The organism is Vibrio sp. L5-1 (assembly GCF_021728315.1).
GTDB lineage: Bacteria > Pseudomonadota > Gammaproteobacteria > Enterobacterales > Vibrionaceae > Vibrio > Vibrio splendidus_K.
In genome coordinates this window covers 44,951-70,376 of record NZ_JAKKCQ010000004.1, presented here as the reverse complement: position 1 = coordinate 70,376, position 25,426 = coordinate 44,951, and the positions used below count along the sequence as shown (strand labels likewise).

Sequence of the window (25,426 nt, the reverse complement as noted above, 5' to 3'; positions counted from 1 at the left end):
TTATTGCTCGTAGCTTCTCTCTACGTGAACTTCTTCAACCAATTCACGAACAATAGCGGTTGCGAAACAACCTGCATCGAGAGAGAACTTAAGAGTGACATTGTCTTCGTTCACTTCCCACGCTAAACCCATCGGCTTCAGCGAAGCTTCGCGGCGATCATGGCGCATACGGTTGCCACAAATAAGAGCCATTAGATCCGGTTCAGCATCAAGGTGCTTCTGCTCTAAAGCTTGAGAGGCATCCGTCGTCGGTAACGCATTATCTCCTGCTAAAGCAACAGTAATAAACGCAGAGCCGTTCGCGATGTCTTGGTTTACCGCTTCGATGTTATCCGCTGTTACCGCTAATTGAGCGCCGTCTTTCACGACAATATCGCCAACCAATGCCGACGCAAACGCATCTTGCTCAATACGGTCAGAAAGAATTAAGTTGTAAATCCAAGAACGAGCCGCAGAAAGATACAAGCTGCGCTTATTCTGATTACGCGTACGAACGTTTTCACGACCCCAACGACGAGCTTCAGATAAGTTGTTACCTTCATTACCAAAGCGCTGAGCACCGAAGTAATTTGGCACGCCCACTTGAGCGACTTTTTCTAAACGCTTTACCACATCATCACAATCCGTTACTTCAGACAAAGTTAGCTCGAATTGGTTGCCAACTAAATCGCCTGGACGTAACTTTTTGTTGTGACGTGCTGTCGCCAAGATCTCAATGCTTGGGTATTGTGCGAGAAAAGCAGAAAAGTCAGGTTCACCTTTTGGCAGATGCACGCTTAACCACTGTTCTGTCACAGCATGACGGTCTTTCAAACCAGCCCAGCTCACGTCTTTCGACTTAACACCACACGCTTTAGCCAGTTCGTTTGCTACGAAGCTCGTGTTCTCACCAGTTTTACGAATACGCACCATTAAGTGCTCGCCTTCACCAGTAAACTCAAAACCCAAGTCTTCATTAACGACAAAGTGTTCGGCTTTTGCTTTTAGTTTTGCTTTCGCAGTTGGTTTACCGTTTAGGTAAGCCAATGAAGATAAAATATCTGACATGCTGTTCTTTTCGTGTTGGTGCTTACGCACTTTTAGTAATTAGGACCACCGCTTCACATGCGATGCCCTCTTTGCGACCTGTAAAACCTAAACGCTCGGTAGTCGTGGCTTTTACATTCACATTGCTAATGCTTGTTTCTAAATCTTGAGCAATGGCTTGGCACATAGAGTCTATATGAGGAGCCATCTTTGGAGCTTGCGCCATGATAGTAATATCCGCATTACCAATCACATAACCTTGCTCTTTTACTCGACGGTAAACATCTTTCAGTAATTCGCGGCTATCTGCGCCTTTCCACTCATCATCCGTATCAGGGAAATGACGACCAATATCACCGGCTGCAATGGAACCCAGTAAAGCATCGCATAATGCGTGCAGGGCAACATCACCGTCTGAGTGGGCGATAAGACCCTGTTCATAAGGGACACTCACGCCACCAATAATTACCGGGCCTTCACCACCAAATTTGTGTACATCAAAGCCATGGCCAATACGAATCATCATTATTCCTTATTCTGACTTAAATAGAACTCAGCCAAAGCCAAATCTTCAGGCTGAGTAATCTTAAAATTATCTGAACGCCCAGCAATCAATGCTGGTGATAAACCTTTCCACTCAAACGCAGAGGCCTCATCGGTAATCGAAACGCCTTGTTGCAAGGCCTCACTCAAGACTTTCCGTAAAGGCTTAGATCGAAACATCTGAGGGGTAAGCGCATGCCAAAGATCGACGCGATCGACCGTGTGTTCAATTTGTCCTTGAGCACCACGCTTCATTGTATCGCGAACCGGCGCAGCTAAAATCGCGCCAACATCATGGGTCATAGCACCAGAGATCAGTTTGTCGATATCGCTCAATTGGATACAAGGCCTAGCGGCATCATGCACCATCACCCAATCACTGAGTTGCTGTTGGGCAATATAGTCCAGAGCAGAAAGCACTGAATCGGCTCTTTCCGTTCCGCCGGAAACTCTGATCACCTGTGGATTAAGGTTAAGCGGTAATTCAGGGTAGTAAGGATCATCGTCGCTGACCGCTACCACAATTTTAGACACTTGAGGGTGAGACAACAGTTTCTCAACCGTGTGCTCTAAAATCGTTTTACCGTGAATTTGAAGATATTGCTTGGGACGGTCTGCCTTCATTCGGCTGCCGACGCCCGCTGCGGGGACCACTGCAATAACGCTTTGAAGTTGGTTCGACATTAATGAGATTCCTCACCAATAATACGATAAAACGTTTCGCCTTCTTTCACCATTCCCAGCTCATGACGTGCGCGCTCTTCTATCGCGTCTAAACCTTGGCGTAGATCGTCGATTTCCGCAAACATCTCAGCATTGCGAAGATGAAGCTTTTCATTTACTTGCTGCTGAACTTGGATTTCGTTGTTCACACCGTAGTAATCAGAAATACCATTTTTACCGAGCCACAGTGTGTGTTGTAGCCAGCCAAACACTATGAGCAGTACTAAAGCAAAAATTCGCATAACACCTTTCGCCGGTTGAAAAAGAAGGAACTAGAATAAGGCACATATATACCATAATGAGCTTATTGGTGCGAGATATGTGGTGTCAGGGAATCAATAAGTCGGGGAATTATTGTTGTTCGAAACTTGTGATGAGATTCCCGACGCCCTCGTCCGTCGGTCTGAAGAATGACCGATTCTATAAAAATACAGACAAAAGAAGGCAACGCACCACCTTACCTATGACACATGCTCTCGTCATCCTCAAGAAGGAGAAACGACTGAATTGGGAATCTATCACTCTTAACGTAAACAAGAGATTCCCTATGCCCTCCTTCGTCAGTCTAGGGAATGACGAATGATACAAACTACTGCAAACGAAAGAACCAAAGACAGAACGTCTTTCTTAAGTCATGTGACCCGTCATTCCCAAGAAGGAGGAACGACTGAGTTGGGAATCTATCACGCTTAACGTAAACAAGAGATTCCCTATGCCTTCCTTCGTCAGTCTAGGGAATGACGTATTTTAGGCAAAAAAAACGCCCTACCGAAGTAGAGCGTTTTTCAAAAGCTTTAAGCTAATAATTCAGAGTGAATTATTGACCTTTAACTTCTTTAAGACCGTTGAAAGGAGCTTTAGAACCTAGAGCTTCTTCGATACGGATAAGTTGGTTGTACTTAGCAACACGGTCAGAACGGCTCATAGAACCAGTTTTGATTTGACCTGCAGCTGTACCTACCGCTAGATCAGCGATAGTTGCATCTTCAGTTTCGCCAGAACGGTGAGAGATTACTGCAGTGTAGCCAGCGTCTTTAGCCATTTTGATAGCAGCTAGAGTCTCTGTTAGAGAACCGATTTGGTTGAACTTGATAAGGATAGAGTTAGCTACGCCTTTCTCGATACCTTCAGCAAGAATCTTAGTGTTTGTAACGAACAGATCGTCACCAACGATTTGAAGCTTGTCGCCTAGAAGTTCAGTTTGGTGCTTGAAACCATCCCAATCTGACTCGTCAAGACCGTCTTCAATAGAAACGATTGGGAAGTTGTTCGCTAGTTCAGCTAGGTAGTGGTTGAACTCTTCAGAAGTGAAAGTTTTACCTTCGCCCTTCATGTTGTAGATGCCAGCTTCTTTGTCGAAGAACTCAGATGCTGCACAGTCCATAGCAAGAGTAACGTCTTTACCTAGTTCGTAACCAGCAGCTGCAACAGCTTCTGCGATAACTTCTAGAGCTTCAGCGTTAGATTTAAGGTTAGGAGCGAAACCACCTTCATCACCAACTGCAGTGCTGTAGCCTTTAGACTTAAGAACTTTAGCTAGGTTGTGGAATACTTCAGCGCCGATACGCAGACCTTCTTTAAGAGTTTTAGCGCCAACTGGTTGGATCATGAACTCTTGGATGTCAACGTTGTTATCAGCGTGCTCGCCACCGTTGATGATGTTCATCATAGGTAGAGGCATAGAGAACTGACCAGCAGTACCGTTTAGCTCAGCAATGTGCTCGTATAGAGGCATGCCTTTCGCAGCAGCAGCAGCTTTAGCGTTCGCTAGAGAAACAGCAAGGATAGCGTTAGCACCGAACTGAGATTTGTTCTCTGTTCCGTCTAGGTCAATCATAACTTGGTCAACGTCAGCTTGTGCTTTAGCGTCTTTACCAACTAGAGCGTCAGCGATTGGGCCGTTTACAGCTTCAATTGCTTTAAGAACACCTTTACCTAGGAAACGTGATTTGTCGCCGTCACGTAGCTCAAGAGCTTCGCGAGAACCAGTAGATGCGCCAGATGGAGCAGCAGCCATACCTACGAAACCGCCTTCTAGGTGTACTTCAGCTTCTACAGTTGGGTTACCACGTGAATCGATGATTTCACGACCTAGAACTTTAACGATCTTAGACATTGAATGTTTCCTTCTCGTTGAATATATAAATGTCAAATTTAAAGGTAGCAGCACAACTTACGCAGCTACCTGGATTCCTTTTTACTTTTCTAATTCGCCGCGCTGGAATTCGCCAGCCGCTTTAACGAAACCTGCAAACAATGGGTGACCATCGCGAGGTGTTGAAGTGAACTCTGGGTGGAACTGAGCAGCAACGAACCATGGGTGGTTCGGGTTCTCAATAACTTCAACCAGTTTCTTGTCCGCAGATAGACCCGATACTTTTAGGCCCGCTTTTTCGATTTGTGGACGAAGATTGTTGTTCACTTCGTAACGGTGACGGTGACGTTCATGGATCGTCGCGCTACCGTATAATTCGTAAGCTTTCGTCCCTTTCGCTAGGTGACAAAGCTGTGAACCAAGACGCATTGTGCCGCCTAGGTCAGATTTTTCAGTACGCTCTTCAACTTTACCTTCGCCGTCAATCCACTCAGTGATTAGGCCAACAACAGGGTATTTAGTTTCTTTGCAGAATTCAGAAGAGTGTGCACCTTCCATCTTCGCAACGTTACGAGCGTACTCAATAAGAGCAACTTGCATACCTAGACAGATACCTAAGTAAGGTACTTTGTTTTCACGAGCGTATTGTGCAGCAAGGATCTTACCTTCAACACCACGATCGCCAAAGCCACCAGGAACTAGGATTGCATCTAGGCCTTGTAGAATTTCTGTGCCTTTAGATTCAACATCTTGTGAATCTACATATTTAATTGTGACACTTAGGCGGTTTTTCAAGCCTGCGTGCTTCAGCGCTTCATTTACTGATTTGTATGCATCTGGCAGTTCAATGTACTTACCAACCATACCAATCGTTACTTCACCCGTTGGGTTAGCTTCTTCGTAAATTACTTGTTCCCATTCAGACAGATCAGCTTCTGGAGCATCGATACCGAAACGCTTACATACAAGATCATCAGTACCCTGTGCACGGATTAACTGTGGGATCTTGTAGATTGAATCTACGTCTTTCATAGAGATAACTGCTTTTTCTTGTACATTACAGAAAAGAGCAATTTTCTTACGTTCGTTTGCTGGGATAACACGATCTGAACGACAAACTAGAATGTCAGGTTGGATACCGATAGACAGTAGTTCTTTTACAGAGTGTTGCGTTGGCTTAGTTTTAAGCTCACCCGCTGCACCTAAATAAGGAACGAGAGTTAAGTGCATGAACATCGCGCGTTCACGACCTAGTTCTACAGCTAACTGACGAATCGCTTCCATGAATGGTAGAGATTCGATATCACCAACAGTACCACCAACCTCAACAAGCGCGATATCGTGGCCTTTAGCGCCAGAGATTACGCGTTCTTTGATAGAGTTAGTAATGTGAGGAATAACCTGGATTGTTGCACCTAGGTAGTCACCACGACGTTCATTACGTAGAACGTCAGCATAAACACGACCTGCTGTGAAGTTGTTACGCTTAGTCATCTTGGTGCGAATGAATCGCTCATAGTGACCAAGGTCAAGGTCAGTTTCAGCGCCATCTTCCGTAACGAACACTTCACCGTGTTGAGTCGGGCTCATAGTGCCTGGATCAACGTTGATGTAAGGGTCAAGCTTCATCATAGTCACTTTAAGACCACGAGCTTCTAAAATAGCCGCAAGAGATGCTGCTGCAATACCTTTACCTAGAGAGGATACAACCCCGCCAGTAACAAAAATGTAATTTGTCGTCATGTTTAACCTGAAATTGGTTGAATGAGGGAAATGGATTACTTCTGGACGGGATGAAAATATACCAGAAGCCCCTTATCGCCACAACGTGAAATCTATCACACTGCAATTTTTTATTTTTTGCTTCAAATCAATTCATGATAAAAGCTTTGATGATCTTTTCTCCGCCACTTTGACTTCATCCCACATGGAATCAAGCTGTTGTAGAGAAAAATCGGTCAAAATTTTATCTTGCTGACGAACTTTTTGTTCCACACCTTTAAAGCGGCGTGAAAATTTCAGATTGGCTTTATTGAGAGCCGTTTCTGGATTTTTACCCAAATGTCGCACTAAATTGACGGTAGCAAACAACAAATCACCCAGTTCTTCTTCAACTAAATCTTCGTTTGGCGTTACTTGAAGTGCTTCTTCTAGCACCTCATCAACTTCCTCTAAAACCTTATCAGCGACCGGGCCGATAGAGTCCCAATCAAAGCCAAATTTCGCGACTTGCTTTTGAATCTTTGTAGCACGCGAAAGTGCAGGTAGAGAGTTTGGTATTGAGTCTAGAATACTTTCTTGAGTTTTGCCTGCCTGTGCTTTTTCTTTGGCTTTTTCAGCTTCCCAGTTCGCATTAATTTCTTCATCACTGGCAAACTCAGTATCAGAGAACACATGCGGATGGCGGCGCGTTAGCTTCTCATTGATACCGTCGACCACATCAGAGAACTCAAACAAGCCCTGCTCTTTCGCCAGTTGGCTGTAGAAGATCACCTGAAACAGCAGGTCGCCCAACTCTTCTTGTAGATTCGGCCAATCTTTGTTGTGAATCGCGTCCACCACCTCATACGTCTCTTCGATAGTATGAGGCACAATTGTTTCAAAATTTTGTTTCAAATCCCAAGGACAGCCACCTTCAGGATCGCGCAGCTTAGCCATAATCTGTTCAAGTTGTTCAATCGGGTGATTCATCGTTTTCTTCCTATTCACTGTCTTTGATTTTTAAATTTATAACGTCTTCTAAAACTAAAAAAGGTGAGCAGCCAAAACCACTCACCTTTGTTGATACTGTCTAATTCTCTAAATTACGCATCTTTCACTAAGCAGTTGTTACTTTAACAAGGCAACAAGCTTTCGCGATTCCTGAGCATAGCTCGCCTATGTGATGGAACAAGAAAGCGCAGTTAACGCAGTAAAAGTGACTAATGCAACGTGAAAGTTAGCCGAGGCGTTTTACACTCATGACATCTTTGATCTGTTCTACTCGGCTGGTCACTCGACTCAGAATCTCAATATTGGTCACTTCCAAATCAAAATCCATCACCGACAGTTGACGTTTATAGTCAATACGGCTCTTCATTGTCGTTACACTGACTTTTTCGTTCAAGAACAGGGATGTGATGTCTTTCAACAAGCCGGTACGTTCTAGCGCCTCTACACGCAGCGTTAAGATATACGAGCCTACGAAACCATCGCCCCACACAGTATCGATGATACGCTCGGGGGCATGTAGGTTAAGTTCACTTAACTGTTCGCAATCGCTACGGTGCACTGAAATACCGCGACCTTGAGTTATGTAACCTTTGATCACATCGCCTGGGATTGGCTGGCAACAACGAGCTAAGTGCGTCATTAGGTTATCGACACCTTCAACGACGACGGCATCCTTTTTCGGACGACTCTGATGAGCGGGCTTATTGTCAGACTCAAGCAACTTTTCGAGCGCTTTTTTATCTTCTTCTTCCGCTGTCGGCTTGTTGACCAAAGCATTGATGTGATTAACGACTTGGTTGATACGCATATCGCCGCTACCAATACCCGCATATAGTTCATCTGGAGTATTGACGTTGAATCGTTTCAGCGCGTATTGCTCGGCATCTTTCAGCGTCGCTCCGACTCTGCCTAGCTCGACTTCTAGAATATCTCGTCCAGCTTCAAGGTTTTTCTCACGACTCTGAGCGCGGAACCATGCGTTAATTTTTGCACGTGCTCGACTTGAGTGAACAAAGCCTGTGGTCGGGTTTAACCAATCACGTGATGGGTTCGGTTCTTTTTGAGTGATGATCTCAACTTGATCGCCCATCGCTAGCTTATGAGTAAACGGGACGATTCGACCGGCTACTTTGGCACCGATACAACGGTGTCCAACCATCGAGTGGATGTGGTACGCAAAATCCAACGGTGTTGCACCCATTGGTAAATCGACCACATCACCACGAGGTGTAAAGGCATAAACACGGTCATCAAAGACTTGGCTACGCACTTCATCCAGCATTTCACCAGAATCCGACATCTCTTCTTGCCAGTCGATAAGCTTACGAAGCCAGGTGATTTTCTCATCGTAGCCACTGCGTACGCCGCTTGAAGCACCTTCTTTGTACTTCCAGTGCGCAGCAACGCCCAATTCAGAGTCTTCATGCATCTGCTTGGTACGGATCTGAATTTCAATGGTCTTGCCTTCAGGACCAAGAACTACGGTATGAATCGATTGATAACCGTTGGGTTTAGGGTTCGCCACATAGTCATCAAATTCACTTGGGAGGTGTTTATATTTGGTGTGAACCACACCTAAACCGGCATAACAGTCTTGCAGTTGGTCTGCGATAATACGCACCGCACGCACGTCAAAAAGCTCATCAAACTCTAAGCCTTTTTTCTGCATTTTACGCCAAATACTGTAGATGTGTTTTGGTCGACCGCTGACTTCAGCATTGATGCTTGAGCGGTTCATTTCTGACGTTAAATCGTCAACAAAGTCAGTGATGTATTGTTCGCGCACGATACGGCGCTCAGACAGCTGTTTAGCAATCTGCTTATAGATATCGGGTTGTTGGTAGCGGAAAGCGTAATCTTCAATTTCCCACTTTAGCTGACCAATACCTAAACGGTTTGCTAGAGGTGCATAAATGTTGGCACACTCTTTTGCTGCCGCACGGCGCACAGCATCAGGGGCCTTTTTTACTTCTATTAGGTTACAAATTCGCTCTGCTAGTTTGATGACGACGCAGCGGAAGTCATCCACCATCGCAAGCAGCATTCGTCGAACATTATCGACTTGACCCGAGGCAGCACTGCCTTCAAGGGTGACGTTTAGCTGGCCCAAAGCCGCCATTTCTTCCACGCCATCAATCAGTTTTACGGTTTCCTTTCCGTAACTTTCTTCAAACGCTTCACGCTCAAAAACACCGCTTGATACGACAGGGAAGAGTTGCGCTGCCACTAAAGTTGCGCGATCCATAGACAAGGTGACCAAGATCTCGATCATCTCGCGCCCACGCCAAAGCAAAAGCTCGCCTTGCTCGTGATCTTTTAATAGCTCTTCACAGTGACGATAAACTTTGGTCAGTTTATTCGAGGTTTTTGCGTCTTGATTCAGTGACGCAATCCAATTATCTAGCTCAAACTGTTCGCTTGGGTTTAAATGTGCGCTTCGTACCGCAACCATCATGCCTTCCTAGTTATTATGTTTTATACCCAATTCAATATGACTAACTGATTCCAAGTTAGTTCGACTCATATTGATATCAGCGCAGGCTTCCCTACACCTTTGTGATTCATTTTCAAGCCTTGTTTAAGGGCCTCTAAGCCTTGATAAAGAGAGCCATCGATTCTAGATGACTGGTGTGTGGGAACATGTCCAACATACCCAGCTTGGCTAATTGATAGCCTTGTTTTTCTAAGCTCTCTGAATCTCTAGCTAGAGTAGCAGGATTACACGAAACATAAACCACACGCTTCGCACCTAACCCTGAAATTTGATCAACGATCCCACTCGCTCCAGCACGTGCTGGATCAAGTAAGATTTTATCAAACCTTTCTTTTGCCCAAGGCTGTGAAGACAACTCTTCTTCAAGGTTCGCTTGGTAGAATTCTGTATTACTCAATTGATTCAAAGTTGCGTTAGACGTGGCCTGTTGAACCATTTCATCGACACCTTCAACACCCACTACAAACGCAGATTGTTGGGCAATAGGCAAACTAAAGTTCCCTAAACCACAAAACAGATCGAGCACTCGCTCATCAGCTTGAGGCTCTAGCCACTCAATCGTTTGAGCAACCATTTGCTGATTCACTTTCTGGTTAACTTGGATAAAGTGGTTTGGCTCAAAAGGTAAAGTCACGCCTGTTTCGCTATAAGCTGGCGCATCACCGACTAAACGAACGAGCTTGTCCGTTTCAGGCATAGTATACAACGTGGCACCTTCCGCTTTAGCGAGTGCAATCAATGCTTGCTCATCTTTCTCAACCAAAGGCTTAAGGTGACGCAGCACCATCACCGGGCCAGTATCGCCCAACACCAATTCAACGTGTCCTAAAGACGTAAGGTTGCTGAAAGTATTGAGTAAACTTTTCAGTTTTGGCAGCAATACATTAAGGCGAGGATCCAGCACGGCACAATCGGTGATATTTTCAATCTGCTTACTTTGTTTCTTACGGAAACCGAACTGAAGCTGCTGTGTCTTCTTATCAACAAACAGGCTGATACGCGCGCGACGTCGATAACCGGTTTCATCACCCACAATCGGCTCAACAACTTCGGTGTTAGCCGTTTGGTATTGACTCATCAGGTGCGTCAAAGATTGCGATTTATGCTCAACCTGAGAAGCGTAACTAAGATGTTGAAGGTGACAGCCACCACACTGATTAAAGTGCTTACAGAATGGCTTTAAACGCAGCTCACTCGGTTTAAGTAATTTGATGAGTTTTGCTCGCGAAAACTTACTTTTGCTCTCAGTAAGTTGAATAACCACCTGCTCACCGGGCAATGCGCCATCAATGAAAACAGGTTTATTCTTCTGATAAGCGATGCCAGCGCCATTGTGATCCATTCGTTCAACCAAAACCGATTGATGCTTGGTCTCGAGTTGAGTTTTCTTTTTTGGTTGGAAAAAACGTGCCATTGCTTGTGCCTAATGTATCTTTTAATAAGTAATTGGTATCCAGGACTCACTATTATGTCTTGGAATCATTGTCGAACGTCACGGCTTTGATTAAGCTTACCGTTCACTTAACCGCCATTGTGTGCGTTATTTTCCCATATCCAGACCTCGATGTAATTAAAGAACATGACCAGATATGGCTTAAGAGCCCGTGTAATTACCTTAACTCTAGCTCCAACCTTGATTATTGGGTTGCTATTGAGTGCATTTTTCTCATTTAACCGCTATCAAGACCTTGAGGGCCAAGTGGTTAATACTGGTACTAGCATCATTGAACCGCTGGCAATTGCTAGTGAGTCAGGCATGAAGCTCGAAAGTCGAGAGTCTGTTCGTCAGCTTATTAGCTATGCGCATCGAAAAAACTCTAAGCTGGTGCGCAGTATCGCGGTGTTTGATGAACGTCATGAGTTGTTTGTAACCTCAAACTTCCACCCTGATTTTGAAAGCCTGACCTATCCGAAAGATAAACCCATCCCGCATTTAAGCTCATCGAACCTGCTCGATAATACGCTAATTCTTCGGACACCCATCATCGCTGAAGGTCAATACATCAATTCAGCCAATGGGCAGTCTCAAGCCAACCAAGCGATCGGCTATATCGCGATAGAGTTAGACTTGTCGTCACTTCGATTGCAGCAGTATCAAGAAGTGTTCTCTGCCTTCTTGGTGTTGATTTTGGGGCTGGGACTTTCTGGTGTATTTGCTTTTCGCTTGATGCATGACGTCACCCAACCGATCACACACATGAAAAACATGGTCGACCGAATTCGTCGTGGTCATCTCGATGTGCGTATCGAAGGCAAAATGCACGGTGAGCTAGACTCACTGAAAAACGGTATCAACGCGATGGCGGTATCGCTATCAGAATATCACGTCGAGATGCAGCACAGTATCGACCAGGCTACGTCTGATCTGCGTGAAACCCTAGAGCAATTAGAGATTCAAAACGTTGAGTTAGACATTGCGAAAAAACGCGCTCAAGAAGCGGCTCGTGTTAAATCTGAGTTCTTGGCTAACATGTCTCACGAATTGAGAACACCGCTTAACGGTGTGATTGGCTTTACTCGTCAAATGCTTAAAACCCATCTATCGACCAGTCAAACCGATTACTTGCAAACCATTGAACGTTCAGCAAATAACCTACTCAGTATCATCAACGATATTCTTGATTTCTCGAAACTGGAAGCCGGTAAATTAGCGCTCGAGAACATCCCATTCGAGTTCCAAGCCAGCCTTGAAGAGGTTGTGAACCTTCAAGCGACCAACGCCCATGAGAAAGGCCTAGAGCTAACACTTAAGATAGACCCGAAAGTGCCACCAGGCGTTGTTGGTGACCCGCTGCGTATTCAGCAGATCCTAACCAACCTTGTTGGTAACTCAATCAAGTTTACTGAACGTGGCAACATTGATATCAGTGTTGAACTTCGTTCACAAAGCGAAGACAGCATCGAGTTGCAATTCATGGTTCGCGATACAGGTATTGGTATCTCTGAGCGTCAACAAGCTCAGCTATTCCAAGCCTTCAGCCAAGCCGACGCAAGCATCTCTCGTCGTTATGGCGGTACGGGGCTAGGCCTAGTTATCACCCAAAAACTGGTCAGCCAAATGGGCGGTGAGATCAGCCTAACCAGTCGCCTACACCAAGGTTCAACCTTCTGGTTTACTTTGAGACTATCAACGACTGATATGCCGATGACTGAGCTGATTGAGACTCAGTGTCTGCAAGACAAGCAGCTGCTGCTTATCGAGCCAAACATGCAAGCGGCGTCGATTACCCAGCAAATCTTAACTCAAGAAGGCTTAGTGGTAACGTATCGTTCGGTTATGCCAGACGAGAGCACCTCGTATGACTACGTACTGTTGAACCTAGCTGCAAACCAAGAGTATCAATTTGATACCGTGAGTGGTTGGGCTATTGGTGCGAAGAAAATCGCTCAGAACGTAATTATTGGTACGCCGAGTACTGAGCTAGCGTTGGGTGAGCAACTAATGAAAGAGGTCGATGTTCAATGCATCACCAAACCTCTTTCTCGCAAGAAGTTACTGCAAACTCTGGTATCAAATCAGGCGCCAACCTTGATTGCACCCGCGATTGAAACACACTCAGAAGAGAAGCTACCGCTCACTGTATTGGCGGTCGACGACAACCCAGCAAACCTTAAATTGATCACCGCGCTACTAAAAGAGCGTGTAGAGACGGTCATCAGTTGCACCAGCGGACAGAAGGCCATAGACAAGGCGAAGGAGACCCCATTTGATATCATCTTCATGGATATCCAAATGCCGCAAATGGATGGTGTGACGGCCTGTAAGAATATAAAAGAGCTAGCGAATAATGCGAATACCCCCGTCATTGCCGTCACAGCACACGCGATGGTTGGCGAACGTGACCGTCTGCTTGAAGCCGGCATGGATGACTACCTAACCAAACCGATTGAAGAGCACGTGTTACAGCAGGTTCTGATTCATTGGAGCCCTACCTCTGAGGTTGAGCACATTGAAAAAATAGACCCCGCCCACCCAGCAGTCTCTGCGGAAGTAGACAATAGCTCAGTTTCAGATTCTGAGGCTAGCGTGCATAAGAATATCATCATTGATTGGCAAGCAGCTATGAAGCAAGCCGCCAACAAAGAAGACCTCGCACGCGATATGCTGCAAATGCTAGTCGACTTCATTCCTGAGGTTTATGAAGCCGCAGAGAAAGCGATAGAAGACAGTGACTACCCCGTTGAAGCGCTGACACACATCATCCACAAGATGCATGGCAGCAGCTCATACAGCGGTGTACCAAGGCTGAAGTCGGTGTGTGCGACGATAGAGAAAGAGCTGCGTTCCGGCACTTCCGTTGAAGATATTGAACCTGAACTTTTTGAACTTCAGGATGAATTAGATAAGGTTCAAGCAACCGCGATTCATTATTTGAAACCAGCCAAGACCTAGCGAACATTTCTTACTCACAAATATTCGTTAAACGGTTTACCAGCCAATAAAAAAGCAGAGCTCATGAGCTCTGCTTTTTTCTGTCTAGAACCTCGGGCACTAGATATAGAGTAACGGTAATCTATTTACGACTCGAGTAGTACCGTCGCCACCGCATAATGGCGCTCATCTGAGATAGTCAGATGAATCGACTTTGTACCACTCGCTTCTGCGATTTCACGCGCCTTTTTATGTAGGCTTAGAACTGGCTTGCCATGCTCATCGTTTGAAATCTCGAAATCGTGAAAGGTCACACCAAGCGCGATACCCGTGCCCAACGCCTTAGATGCCGCTTCTTTTGCAGCAAAGCGTTTTGCAAGGTAACGTCCTTTTTGCTTCAGTTGCTGAAATACTTCAAACTCAGAGTCGGTCAAAATACGCTGAGCAAAAGCGTCGCCACTTCGTGACAGTGCCTTTTCAACACGTTCGATTTCTGCGATATCTGTACCTAATCCAACAACAGCCATGTTTACCCTACTACCAAACTTCTATCTATTAACTTTATCGATTCTACTGATTAACCGCTTAACGCTTACTACTAAACTAATGACGAGTTAAAGAACTAAGCGTTGTTGCGTGCTGTTTCCATCACGGCTTTCATGTCTGCAACGGCTTTATTCAAACCATCAAATACTGCGCGTCCCATGATCGAGTGACCGATGTTCAACTCGTAAATCTCAGGAAGTGCCGCAATCGGCGCTACGTTATGATAAGTCAGACCATGACCAGCATTCACTGTGATACCAAGATCGTCTGCGTAGCTTGCGCCTGCAGCAATCTTTTTAAGCTCATCTTGCTGATCTTCTTCTGTTTTCGCATCAGCGTAATGACCAGTATGAAGCTCAATGAACGGTGCGCCACACGCTTTTGCTGCGTCGATTTGCTCACGATCTGCATCGATAAACAGAGATACTTTGATACCCGCAGCCGACAGTTTTTCCGTCGCTGCTTTGATCTTTTCAAGTTGACCAACCACGTCCAAGCCGCCTTCCGTCGTCAGCTCTTCGCGCTTTTCTGGAACCAGACAAACGAACTCAGGATTAGTATCGAGTGCAATTTGAACCATCTCGTCCGTCACTGCCATCTCTAAGTTCATGCGAGTCTGGATTGTCTCAGCAAGAATACGTACATCGCGATCAACAATATGACGGCGATCTTCGCGCAGGTGAATGGTAATGCCGTCAGCACCCGCACGTTCAGCAATTTCAGCTGCGTGTACTGGATCTGGGTATTTAGTACCACGTGCATTACGTAGTGTAGCAATATGGTCGATATTAACGCCTAAAAGGATTGAGCTCATTTTCCAATACTCCGTGCTCTAGAGAGGGCTATTGTTGGCATAAATAGCTCTCTACTTTTTAATGGTTTGCCGCCAAGATACGGCTTTAAGGCTATGCGTGTAAAGCGTTTTGCTGCTTTTAACTGCTCTTTAGTGATAAACCTACGTTCACTAATTGCGATAAGTTCATCGCCCATAAATGTCAGGTTATCTCGACGTACAGAAGCGATGAAACCTTTCTGCTCTCGATAGCGATAAGTCATGCTTGGATCGATCGCTTCACCAGTACCAGCACAATGCAAAAAATCGACGCCATACCCCATAGCAGAAAGTAGAGCCAATTCAAAACGACGTAGTGCTGGCTCAGGGTTCTCATTATGAGCGAGTTCTGTTAAAGCATGAAGATAGTCGTGAAAAAATGCGGGCATGGCCACTTCGGCCATCAACACACGGCCAACTAGCTCATTGACATACATAGCGGAATACAGATTAATACCGGCAAGAGGAAGCCCCAAGCTGATGGGTTCGGCTTGGCGTAACGTTTTCATTGAACCATTGCCAGACCACTTAAGCAGCAGAGGCGTAAAAGGTTGCAATGCACCTTTCAAATTAGAACGCTTACTCCTTGCACCTTTAGACATCAACGTCACCCTTCCGTACTCTTCACTGAAGACGTCCAGAATTAGGCTCGACTCACTATATGGTCGACGGTGCAACACAAAGCATCGCTGTAACCCTTCGCTCAATCACTTACCCTTCTTACAGATACAAAAAGAGAGAGTTCGCACTCTCTCTTGAAATTATATTCAGTTCAACTTTCTTAATCTCAGAAAGTGACGTTCAATATATTATAGATCGTCGATGTAGCCTAACGAGCGAAGTGCACGCTCATCATCAGCCCAACCAGACTTAACTTTAACCCAAGTCTCTAGGTAAACCTTACGACCGAACAGTTCTTCCATATCGATACGAGCTTCACGACCAATCGTTTTGATCTTCTCGCCCGCTTTACCAATCACCATCTTCTTCTGACCAGTACGTTCAACAAGAATCAAAGCATTGATGTGGAAGCCATCGTTATCAGGGTTGTAATCGAAACGCTCGATTTCAACCGTTACTGAGTAAGGTAGCTCTTCGCCTGTGAATCGCATCAGTTTTTCACGGATGATTTCAGAGGCCATAAAGCGCTGTGAGCGATCCGTTACGTACTCTTCAGGGAAGTGGTGCGTCGCTTTTGGTAAAGAGTTACGAACGTGCTTACGCAGTACATCAATATTCTTACCTTGCTTCGCTGAGATTGGCACAACATCAAGGAAGTCCATCTTCTTAGACACTTCCATCATATGTTGCATCACGTCTGTACGGTCTTGAACGTTGTCTACTTTGTTAATACAAAGGACGACTGGGAAATCTGTTTTTCTCAGCTTGTTCAGTACCATTTCATCGTCGTCAGTCCAGTGAGTACCGTCAACAAGGAAGAATACTAGGTTCACATCGCTCAGTGAGCTGTTCGCCGCACGGTTCATCAAACGGTTGATTGCACGCTTTTCTTCAATATGAAGTCCAGGAGTATCAACGTAGATCGCTTGGTAATCACCTTCAGTTTCTACGCCCATAATACGGTGACGTGTCGTTTGAGGTTTACGTGATGTGATCGAGATTTTCTGGCCTAAAATATGGTTCAGAAGCGTCGATTTACCTACGTTTGGTCGACCCACGATAGCGATGAAGCCACAGTGTTGGTTTTCCGGTAGGCCCGTTTTTTTGCTATCAGATGAAAAGAATGCATCGATATCGAAATCTTGATTGTTATCAGACATTGCTTAGTTGCTCTAATGCTGTTTCAGCAGCCGCTTGCTCTGCCTTGCGGCGGCTAGTGCCTTTACCGATAACAGGTTTATCCACACCTGCCACTTCACACTCAACCGTAAACTCTTGGTTGTGTGCTTCACCTTTAATATTAGTCACTGTGTAGACAGGTAGGGGATTTCTTCGACCTTGTAAAAACTCTTGTAAGCGAGTTTTCGGATCTTTTTGAGATACACCAGGCTGAATAGACTCTAGGCGAGATTGGTACCAGCTTAAAATAATGCGGCGAACAACCTCGGTATCACTATCTAAATAGACAGCACCGATGATCGCTTCTACTGCATCCGCTAGAATAGAATCACGACGGAAACCGCCACTCTTCAACTCACCTGGACCTAATTTTAAGTAATCTCCTAGTTCGAATTCACGACCTAGTTCTGCCAATGTATGACCACGTACTAATGTTGCGCGCATGCGGCTCATATCACCTTCGTTTACCTTAGGGAAACGGTGGTAAAGATCATCAGCGATAACAAAACTTAAAATTGAATCGCCCAGAAACTCAAGACGTTCGTTGTGTTTACCTGCGGCGCTACGGTGAGTCAGCGCCAAATGGATAAGATCGGCATCATTAAACTGATAGCCAATCTTTCTCTCTAGTTTATCAATTGGAGAATTCATGCTCTCTCGATGTGTTATGTGATCGATTAGTGAATCCCACCGATGCGATTAAAACGCACACCAGTAGGAATCCATGTTGGAAGTACACTGTCTGAACCGCGTTCGAATTCGAAGCTGATCCAAATAGCAACGGCCTTACCAACAAGGTTTGCTTCAGGGACAAAGCCCCAGTAACGGCTGTCAGCACTGTTGTCACGGTTATCACCCATAACAAAGTATTGGCCTTCTGGAACGATCCACTCGTTAACACCATTGCGAGGTTGATATGCTTGCACACGATCACGACGTAATGGGTTAACTAAGATTTGGTGCTCCACGTCACCCAGTTGTTCATTCAACTGAATCAGAGGCACACCATCTTGAATAAATTGGCTTTCTTCAACGTTACTTAACTTCACTGGTTTACAGCTACTGCCACCCTTCGCTTGAATGCAGACTTCTTTATTGCTGCTGTAGCGAATGGTATCACCCGGCATACCAACAACACGCTTGATGTAGTCGATATTCGGCTGAGGTGGGTATTTGAATACGATTGAATCACCACGTTCTGGTTTGCCCGTTTCGACTAGTTGAGTGCGCCATACCGGGTCTTTTAGACCGTATGCGTACTTCTCTACTAAGATGAAATCACCAACCAATAGTGTTGGCATCATCGAACCAGATGGAATTTGAAACGGTTCATAAATAAATGAACGCAAAACCAAAACAAATGCAATTACAGGGAAAATGGACACACTGTTCTCAACCCACCAAGGCTGAGCCGTAACTTTTGCGCTGGTTGCAGCGTCTAGGCCATTCGATTGTGCTTCAACGTCAGCAAGCTTTTGCTGGCGTTTCTTCGCCCACACAAACTTTTCCAACGCCCATACAATGCCGGTCACTAGAGTTACGATCACTAAAATAAGCGAAAATGTATTAGCCATTGATATCCCTTAAATTTCATTTCTTTAAAAATAACGAAAGTGAAAGAATAGCGAGCTACTCTTCCACTTTCAATTATTCGTTTAATGCTGGATAAAGTTAGTCTTTACCAACATGAAGAATCGCTAAGAATGCTTCTTGAGGCAGTTCAACGTTACCGATCTGCTTCATACGCTTCTTACCTTCTTTTTGTTTCTTAAGAAGTTTCTTCTTACGACTGATATCACCACCGTAACATTTTGCGATTACGTTCTTACGCAGTTGTTTCACTGTAGAACGAGCAATGATGTGGTTACCAATCGCTGCTTGAATCGCGATATCGAACATCTGACGAGGGATGAATTCTTTCATCTTCTCAACCAGTAGACGACCACGAGACTGAGCAATGTCTTTGTGCGTAATGATAGCCAGTGCATCAACCGTTTCGCCATTAAGCAATACGTCAACACGAACCATGTTCGACATTTCAAAACGTTGGAAGTTGTAATCCAGTGACGCATAGCCACGAGATGTTGATTTCAAACGGTCGAAGAAGTCTAGAACCACTTCTGCCATTGGCAGGTCGTACGTCACAGCAACTTGCTTACCGTGATAAACCATATCAACTTGCACGCCACGTTTTTCTACACATAAGGTAATTACGTTACCTAGGTATTCCGACGGAACAAGGATATTACAACGAGCGATAGGCTCACGAATCTCTTCTACATCATTAGTCGCAGGCAGTTTAGCCGGGCTATCGACGTAAAGAATTGTGCCATCTGTTTTTACAACTTCGTACACTACGGTTGGTGCCGTTGTGATTAGGTCTAGGTCGTATTCACGCTCTAAACGCTCTTGGATGATCTCCATGTGAAGCATTCCTAAGAAGCCACAACGGAAACCAAAGCCAAGTGCTGCTGAACTTTCTGGTTCGTAAAACAGTGATGCATCGTTCAGGCTTAGTTTGCCTAGTGCGTCACGGAAGTTTTCGTAGTCATCAGACGATACTGGGAATAGACCTGCGTATACCTGAGGCTTCACTTTTTGGAAACCAGGCAGACGTTCTGTGCTACCGCCTTTTGCAAGCGTCAACGTATCACCAACAGGTGCGCCAAGGATGTCTTTAATACCACAAACAACCCAACCAACTTCGCCAGTATTTAGCTCTGTTGTGTCGATTTGCTTAGGTGTGAAGATACCTAGACGGTCAACACCCCAAACTTGGTCTGTCGACATTACTTTAATCTTGTCGTTCTTCTTCAGCTTACCGTTCTTGATACGAACCAAAGAAACAACGCCTAAGTAGTTATCGAACCAAGAGTCGATGATCAACGCTTGTAGTGGCGCGTCTGGATCACCTTCCGGTGGTGGGATAGCTGTTACGATGTTTTCAAGAACGTCGTCAACACCGATACCGGTTTTTGCAGAACAACGCGTCGCTTCCATCGCATCGATACCAACGATCTCTTCGATTTCTTCAGCAACACGCTCAGGTTCAGCAGCAGGTAAGTCAATCTTGTTCAAGATTGGCACTACTTCCAGTTCCATTTCGATCGCGGTGTAACAGTTTGCTAGAGTTTGTGCTTCAACACCTTGACCAGCATCCACAACCAATAGCGCGCCTTCACAAGCGGCTAGAGAACGAGATACTTCGTAAGAGAAATCTACGTGTCCTGGAGTGTCGATAAAGTTAAGTTGGTAAGTTTCACCATCTTTCGCTTTGTAATCTAAAGTCACACTCTGCGCTTTAATTGTAATACCACGCTCGCGTTCTATATCCATAGAATCGAGGACTTGAGCTGCCATCTCACGTTCACTTAACCCTCCACAAACTTGGATTAAGCGGTCAGAAAGGGTCGACTTACCGTGGTCGATGTGGGCGATAATCGAAAAATTACGAATGTGCTTCATAGGCTTGGTGTGACTAAACTCTTTGAATAGGGATAATAAGAAAGCCGCGACGCGTCCAATCTACAGTCAGCATTGGTGGCGGCATTTCAATCAAGTTGGCAGATTCTACCCAATTTAAGGGCAAGAAGCATCATAAATTAGACGAGAGGCTCGCCTAGGATTCGAATCAAGACGACTTCTTGCTTGGATTTGTCTTCCATAGGTTTGGCTAACCGCTTAGCTAAGGCAATGCCACCAGCAGTAAACAGAGCAGCGCTTAAGATAACAATGCCCTCGCCCCCTTGGAGTAAGGGTTGCAACAAGAGTTGTCCAAAACCAGCACCAATCATCAACATGAAAAGTGGAATGAGGTAAACAATAGCCGCAGACTGCAGTAGGCTTTTTTCTGGAAAGCCAATTTCCACGATCTGTCCGGCTTTAACTAAACTTTTGGTTTTAAGCTGCCAAAACAAGGATTTATTACCAACAGCCTTGGTAACAATACCCGTTCCGCAGCTTTTTTGAGATGAGCAGCTGCTGCAACTGGTTTGTTGTTCGCAGCTCAGTTGAACAAAGTATTGTTGACCGCTTTGTTCAACCGAGCTAACGGTTGCCAGCGCCGTCATCATTGCGCTGGTACCGGTTTATTGAACGTAACTGATTGCGCAATACGTTTGGCCGTTGCTGGTGGAATATCACCCACCACAGAGATCTCTTTGTCACCAATCACTAAGCTGTGTAAGGTTCTGCGTCCTTGGCGTACCAACTGCCCTTTCAATGAATGTTCGTCTTTATCGGCGATATAAACTGAAAAGCTAAACAACCCATCACTGAAAAGTTGGCTTTCAACCATTTTATCGGTCGCAGCCATTGGATAACGACTAAGCTCTTTTGACTTAAATCCTTCAGGAATCCAAGAGGCTTGCCAGTTAGTTTCACTCACTAAGCCTTCCGGCAGTGATAAGACTTTCGGCAGTTGAGCGCTATTCAAGCCCCCCATTGCCTCAGCAATCTTATCGTTCACCACGAAAGAGATAGTACGATACTGTTCAAGCACTTCGCCATCACGATCCAACAGATCGGCACGCAAAGGAAGACTCGTTTTTTCGTCTACCCAAACGACGTAAGAGTAACGAAGGCCATCTTTCGGCACCACGCGCAATACTTGCGTAGTACTTCCAGCTTCACGAGCACGACCAACTTTAACGAAATCGTAATAGTCGTTGAGCGCGTCAATATCTCGATTAATCATCGGAATAACAGGGGCAACCATACTGCCAGATTGAATGGTAAACGGTTCTGTGCCCGGTTCAATATAACTGACTTCATCACCACGTCGAATAACTTCACGGATAGGCCCGCTCAAGTAAACAAGGTGCGCGAGTTGTTGGTCGTCGTTAACCGCATGGCGATAAACAAGAGGTTCAATACTGCTCTTCTTGATCAAAATGTAGGAGAGTTCGTAATTTAGATGCTGACTGGCCTCGTTCATCTGATGTAACAACGCCTTTGCAGTGGGTTCCTCTGCAAAGGCTGTTGGAGACATCAAGCTGAACAGTGTCAGTGCACTGACCAGGATTTTCTTCATTCAATGTCCGATTCTAGATGTGCATCTTGCATTGGCGATGCATCACTGTTTAATCTTAGCTGCAGCTCATAATCTTCTAGCATTGCATGAACGCGTTTGCGCTGCTCTTGCAAGTTAGCTTCAGATGCTGGCTTTTCAACAGAGTCACGCGTTAAACTTACTGGTTCCGCAGAACCCGCAAATGGAATCGTCTGGAGTACAGGCAACTGCTCTGGCGCAGCAGGATCGCTGCCACCATATTGTTGAACACCTAGTACAACGACGAGTGAGACACACGCTGCCACGGCAACTTGTCCAAACTGTTGTAACCACGCAGGAAGCTGACGCTTCGCTTGCTGAGGTTTAGGCTGCTCTTCAATTGGAGCAACAGTTGGTTCAACACGCACTTGATGCAGGTTCGGCATTACACTATGTGCAGGCTCATTATCAAGCGCTGCCGCAACACTGTTAGCAATGTTCCACTCTGGAGTTTCTGGCGCATCCCCACGCATAACATCACCAATTAGATGGTAACTCTGCCAGGTATCCATGCTTTCTTGATCAGATTCGAGATCTACAATGAGAGCTTTATCGATCGTTTCACCATCCATGAGTGCCGAAAGCTTTTCTTTATCAGCCATTATTTTCACCATAATTATTACAAGTTCTAGCGTTGCAAAAGAGGCTTAATTTTCTTTTCCACCGCTTCACGAGCTCGGAAAATACGCGAACGTACGGTTCCTACAGGGCAATCCATTACTTCTGCAATCTCTTCGTAGCTCAAACCTTCGAGCTCACGCAACGTCATTGCAGTTTTTAAGTCTTCTGGTAGCGCTTCAATCGCTCCAAAAACAACTTGTTTCAATTCGTTTGACAGCGTTAAGTTCTCAGGGTTCGATATTTCTTTTAACGCGCTGCCTGTTTCGTAATATTCTGCATCTTCTGCATCTACATCTGTTGCTGGCGGCCTACGGCTCTGGGCAACGATATGATTTTTAGCGGTGTTCACGGCAATTCGGTACAACCATGTATAGAAGGCACTCTCGCCACGAAAGTTAGGTATCGCGCGGTAAGCTTTAATAAAAGCTTCTTGTGCTACGTCAGGTACATCACCGGAATTATTCACGTATCGAGAGATAAGATTACAAACTTTATTTTGGTACTTAACCACTAGTAAGTTAAAAGCCTGCTTATCTCCACTCTGAACTCGCTCAATCAACACTTGATCGGTTAGCTGCTCGTTCATTCGAGCGGGTACTCCTATTGTTATAACCCTTACCTTCACAGATATGGGTACTAATTATGCGAAATGTAGTATTGACACCACCGTCTACAAGAGCACTATTGTGACTAAGCCAAATACCGAAAGTTCCAACTTTCTTAAAATTATTTGCCATTATTGTTTCACAATGTGATGTAATAAAAATAGCTATCCCTATCAATTTGGGGAAACTTGAGCAAAAGCAATGGTATTGAGCAATTAAATATTTCTAGATAGCTGTCTGTACATTGATTTTGTGTAGCGTTTTAGGATGACTTTGGAAAGATTATAACAGTCTTAGCCAAACTCCTAAAACAAGACAACGTCAATTGAGAGTGGACAACTCGACTATAGCCCGGGATTTAATAAGTTTTATGAACGCAAACCGTGAACATCAGTGTGATGTATTAGTGGTAGGAAGTGGTGCGGCAGGCTTGTCATTAGCCTTACGTGTAGCAGAACATGCAAAAGTAATTGTATTAAGCAAAGGACCACGCAGCGAAGGATCGACGTATTACGCACAAGGTGGTATCGCCGCGGTGTTCGATGAGTCGGACAGTATTGAGTCTCATGTAGAAGATACTCAAATTGCTGGGGCTGGGTTATGCGAAGAAGATACAGTTCAATTCATTGCTGAAAATGCTAAAGAGTGTGTGCAATGGCTGATTGATGGTGGTGTTCCATTTGATAAAGATGAGAACAGCACGGAAGGCCAACCAAAATATCACCTCACTCGTGAGGGTGGCCACAGCCACCGCCGAATTCTGCACGCTGCCGATGCAACTGGCATGGCAATGCAAACCTCACTGCAAGATAACGTCAACAATCACCCCAACATCGAGATCTTCGAGCGCCACAATGCGCTAGATTTGATCACAGAAGATAAGGTTGGTGGTTCGAAAGACAAAGTTATCGGTGCCTACATTTGGAACCGTAACCAAGAACACGTTGAAACCGTGCGTGCTAAATTTGTTGTGTTAGCAACAGGCGGCGCTTCAAAGGTTTACCAATACACCTCTAACCCAGATGTCTCTTCAGGTGATGGTATTGCTATTGCTTGGCGTGCGGGTTGCCGTGTAGCCAACCTTGAGTTCAACCAGTTCCACCCGACTTGCTTGTTCCACCCAGAAGCGCGTAACTTCCTACTGACGGAAGCACTACGTGGTGAAGGTGCCTACCTGCGTCGTCCAGACGGTTCTCGCTTCATGAAGGACTTCGATGAGCGCGGTGAACTGGCTCCGCGTGATGTGGTTGCTCGTGCGATTGACTTCGAAATGAAGCGCCTAGGTGCTGACTGCATGTATGTTGATATCAGCCACAAGCCTGAAGAATTCATCACAACGCATTTCCCAATGATCCATACTCGTTTGATGGATTTAGGGATTGATATGACCAAAGAGCCAATCCCTATCGTACCAGCTGCGCACTATACCTGCGGTGGTGTGATGGTGAATAAGCAAGGTCAAACCGACTTAACTAACTTATATGCGATTGGTGAAGTGAGTTACACCGGCTTACACGGTGCGAACCGCATGGCGTCAAACTCACTGCTTGAATGTGTAGTGTATGCTTGGGCAGCAGCAAAAGATATCGTTGAAAACATCGACCAATCTCAACTGTGCGCCGAACTGCCTGCATGGGACGAAAGCCAAGTCACCAACAGTGATGAAGAAGTGATCATTCAGCACAACTGGCACGAGCTAAGACTGTTCATGTGGGATTACATGGGTATTGTTCGAACGGATAAACGTCTAGAACGTGCAATGCGCCGTATTCAGATGCTGCAGCAAGAAACTCATGAGTACTACAGCTACTTTAAGGTTTCGAACAACCTATTAGAACTGCGTAACTTGCTACAAGTGGCTGAGCTAATGGTTCGCTGTGCGATGCAACGTAAAGAGAGCCGCGGCTTACACTACACGTTGGATTACCCAGAACTTGCAAAAGACAGTGGCCCAACGATTCTGACGCCAGAGAGAAACCAGTCGTAATCATTATTTGAAAGCTATTA

The 25,426-nt window shown here is 45.3% G+C and carries 22 protein-coding genes; 2 read left to right on the top strand and 20 right to left on the bottom strand.

Translation table 11 applies throughout. The features are described from left to right. The 9 genes from truD to rlmD all read right to left on the bottom strand — a co-directional run bounded on the left by truD (nucleotide 1) and on the right by rlmD (nucleotide 11,007). Entirely contained in the window at nucleotides 1-1,047 is a 1,047-nt protein-coding gene (gene truD, locus L3V35_RS16575; RefSeq protein ID WP_029405000.1) for a tRNA pseudouridine(13) synthase TruD, read from the bottom strand. 22 nt (nucleotides 1,048-1,069) lie between these two features. Next, the gene (ispF, locus tag L3V35_RS16570; RefSeq protein ID WP_004735397.1) at nucleotides 1,070-1,549 is read right to left on the bottom strand and encodes a 2-C-methyl-D-erythritol 2,4-cyclodiphosphate synthase; all 480 of its coding nucleotides are present in this window, start codon (nucleotides 1,547-1,549) and stop codon (nucleotides 1,070-1,072) included. Nucleotides 1,550-1,551: 2 nt separating this feature from the next. Further along, a complete protein-coding gene (ispD, locus tag L3V35_RS16565; protein ID WP_017090808.1) occupies nucleotides 1,552-2,253 on the bottom strand; it encodes a 2-C-methyl-D-erythritol 4-phosphate cytidylyltransferase in 702 nt (233 codons plus the stop codon). Further along, nucleotides 2,253-2,534 carry a cell division protein FtsB gene (ftsB, locus tag L3V35_RS16560; RefSeq protein ID WP_004735394.1) on the bottom strand — a complete coding sequence of 94 codons (282 nt, stop codon included), beginning with the start codon at nucleotides 2,532-2,534 and terminating at the stop codon, nucleotides 2,253-2,255. Before ftsB ends, ispD begins: the two co-directional genes overlap by 1 nt. A gap of 575 nt (nucleotides 2,535-3,109) precedes the next feature. Continuing rightward, nucleotides 3,110-4,408, bottom strand: coding sequence for a phosphopyruvate hydratase (eno, locus tag L3V35_RS16555; RefSeq protein WP_029405988.1), 1,299 nt, complete (start codon nucleotides 4,406-4,408; stop codon nucleotides 3,110-3,112). Nucleotides 4,409-4,489: 81 nt separating this feature from the next. Beyond that, nucleotides 4,490-6,130, bottom strand: coding sequence for a CTP synthase (locus tag L3V35_RS16550; protein WP_017095250.1), 1,641 nt, complete (start codon nucleotides 6,128-6,130; stop codon nucleotides 4,490-4,492). A gap of 132 nt (nucleotides 6,131-6,262) precedes the next feature. Next, nucleotides 6,263-7,078, bottom strand: coding sequence for a nucleoside triphosphate pyrophosphohydrolase (gene mazG / locus L3V35_RS16545; protein ID WP_004735391.1), 816 nt, complete (start codon nucleotides 7,076-7,078; stop codon nucleotides 6,263-6,265). 247 nt (nucleotides 7,079-7,325) lie between these two features. Next, nucleotides 7,326-9,551, bottom strand: coding sequence for a GTP diphosphokinase (gene relA / locus L3V35_RS16540; protein WP_004735390.1), 2,226 nt, complete (start codon nucleotides 9,549-9,551; stop codon nucleotides 7,326-7,328). A gap of 136 nt (nucleotides 9,552-9,687) precedes the next feature. Continuing rightward, nucleotides 9,688-11,007 carry a 23S rRNA (uracil(1939)-C(5))-methyltransferase RlmD gene (gene rlmD / locus L3V35_RS16535; protein ID WP_054547467.1) on the bottom strand — a complete coding sequence of 440 codons (1,320 nt, stop codon included), beginning with the start codon at nucleotides 11,005-11,007 and terminating at the stop codon, nucleotides 9,688-9,690. Between the two features lie 165 nt (nucleotides 11,008-11,172). Here rlmD and barA point away from each other — a divergent pair, with 165 nt between their 5' ends. Continuing rightward, the gene (gene barA, locus L3V35_RS16530; RefSeq protein WP_237300302.1) at nucleotides 11,173-13,986 is read left to right on the top strand and encodes a two-component sensor histidine kinase BarA; all 2,814 of its coding nucleotides are present in this window, start codon (nucleotides 11,173-11,175) and stop codon (nucleotides 13,984-13,986) included. 125 nt (nucleotides 13,987-14,111) lie between these two features. Here the strand turns inward: barA and acpS are convergent, their stop codons facing one another. From acpS to rpoE, 11 genes are all read right to left on the bottom strand, one after another. Beyond that, nucleotides 14,112-14,492, bottom strand: coding sequence for a holo-ACP synthase (gene acpS, locus L3V35_RS16525; RefSeq protein ID WP_017077798.1), 381 nt, complete (start codon nucleotides 14,490-14,492; stop codon nucleotides 14,112-14,114). Between the two features lie 95 nt (nucleotides 14,493-14,587). Beyond that, nucleotides 14,588-15,325 carry a pyridoxine 5'-phosphate synthase gene (gene pdxJ, locus L3V35_RS16520; protein WP_009847651.1) on the bottom strand — a complete coding sequence of 246 codons (738 nt, stop codon included), beginning with the start codon at nucleotides 15,323-15,325 and terminating at the stop codon, nucleotides 14,588-14,590. Beyond that, on the bottom strand, nucleotides 15,322-16,050 hold the full coding sequence (gene recO, locus L3V35_RS16515) for a DNA repair protein RecO (protein ID WP_012604785.1): 729 nt from the start codon (nucleotides 16,048-16,050) through the stop codon (nucleotides 15,322-15,324). Before recO ends, pdxJ begins: the two co-directional genes overlap by 4 nt. A 102-nt stretch (nucleotides 16,051-16,152) precedes the next feature. Then, on the bottom strand, nucleotides 16,153-17,124 hold the full coding sequence (gene era, locus L3V35_RS16510) for a GTPase Era (RefSeq protein ID WP_004735384.1): 972 nt from the start codon (nucleotides 17,122-17,124) through the stop codon (nucleotides 16,153-16,155). Further along, a complete protein-coding gene (gene rnc, locus L3V35_RS16505; RefSeq protein WP_004735383.1) occupies nucleotides 17,117-17,794 on the bottom strand; it encodes a ribonuclease III in 678 nt (225 codons plus the stop codon). The genes era and rnc overlap by 8 nt, the downstream gene beginning before the upstream one ends. Nucleotides 17,795-17,820: 26 nt before the next feature. Next, nucleotides 17,821-18,717: a signal peptidase I gene (gene lepB / locus L3V35_RS16500; RefSeq protein WP_017077797.1), complete on the bottom strand. Its 897-nt coding sequence runs from the start codon at nucleotides 18,715-18,717 to the stop codon at nucleotides 17,821-17,823. A 97-nt stretch (nucleotides 18,718-18,814) separates the two neighbouring features. After that, nucleotides 18,815-20,608 (bottom strand): translation elongation factor 4, encoded by a 1,794-nt coding sequence (lepA, locus tag L3V35_RS16495; RefSeq protein ID WP_171313216.1) that lies wholly within the window; start codon nucleotides 20,606-20,608, stop codon nucleotides 18,815-18,817. A 137-nt stretch (nucleotides 20,609-20,745) separates the two neighbouring features. Continuing rightward, entirely contained in the window at nucleotides 20,746-21,216 is a 471-nt protein-coding gene (locus tag L3V35_RS16490; RefSeq protein WP_017084321.1) for a SoxR reducing system RseC family protein, read from the bottom strand. Then, nucleotides 21,213-22,175 carry a sigma-E factor regulatory protein RseB gene (gene rseB, locus L3V35_RS16485; RefSeq protein ID WP_114634014.1) on the bottom strand — a complete coding sequence of 321 codons (963 nt, stop codon included), beginning with the start codon at nucleotides 22,173-22,175 and terminating at the stop codon, nucleotides 21,213-21,215. The genes L3V35_RS16490 and rseB overlap by 4 nt, the downstream gene beginning before the upstream one ends. After that, a complete protein-coding gene (locus L3V35_RS16480) occupies nucleotides 22,172-22,795 on the bottom strand; it encodes a sigma-E factor negative regulatory protein (RefSeq protein WP_114634015.1) in 624 nt (207 codons plus the stop codon). Before L3V35_RS16480 ends, rseB begins: the two co-directional genes overlap by 4 nt. A gap of 26 nt (nucleotides 22,796-22,821) precedes the next feature. After that, complete coding sequence (gene rpoE, locus L3V35_RS16475; RefSeq protein WP_004735377.1) at nucleotides 22,822-23,400, bottom strand: RNA polymerase sigma factor RpoE; 579 nt, start codon at nucleotides 23,398-23,400, stop codon at nucleotides 22,822-22,824. A gap of 389 nt (nucleotides 23,401-23,789) precedes the next feature. Here rpoE and nadB point away from each other — a divergent pair, with 389 nt between their 5' ends. After that, entirely contained in the window at nucleotides 23,790-25,406 is a 1,617-nt protein-coding gene (gene nadB, locus L3V35_RS16470; protein ID WP_017084322.1) for an L-aspartate oxidase, read from the top strand. Nucleotides 25,407-25,426 lie beyond the last annotated feature (20 nt).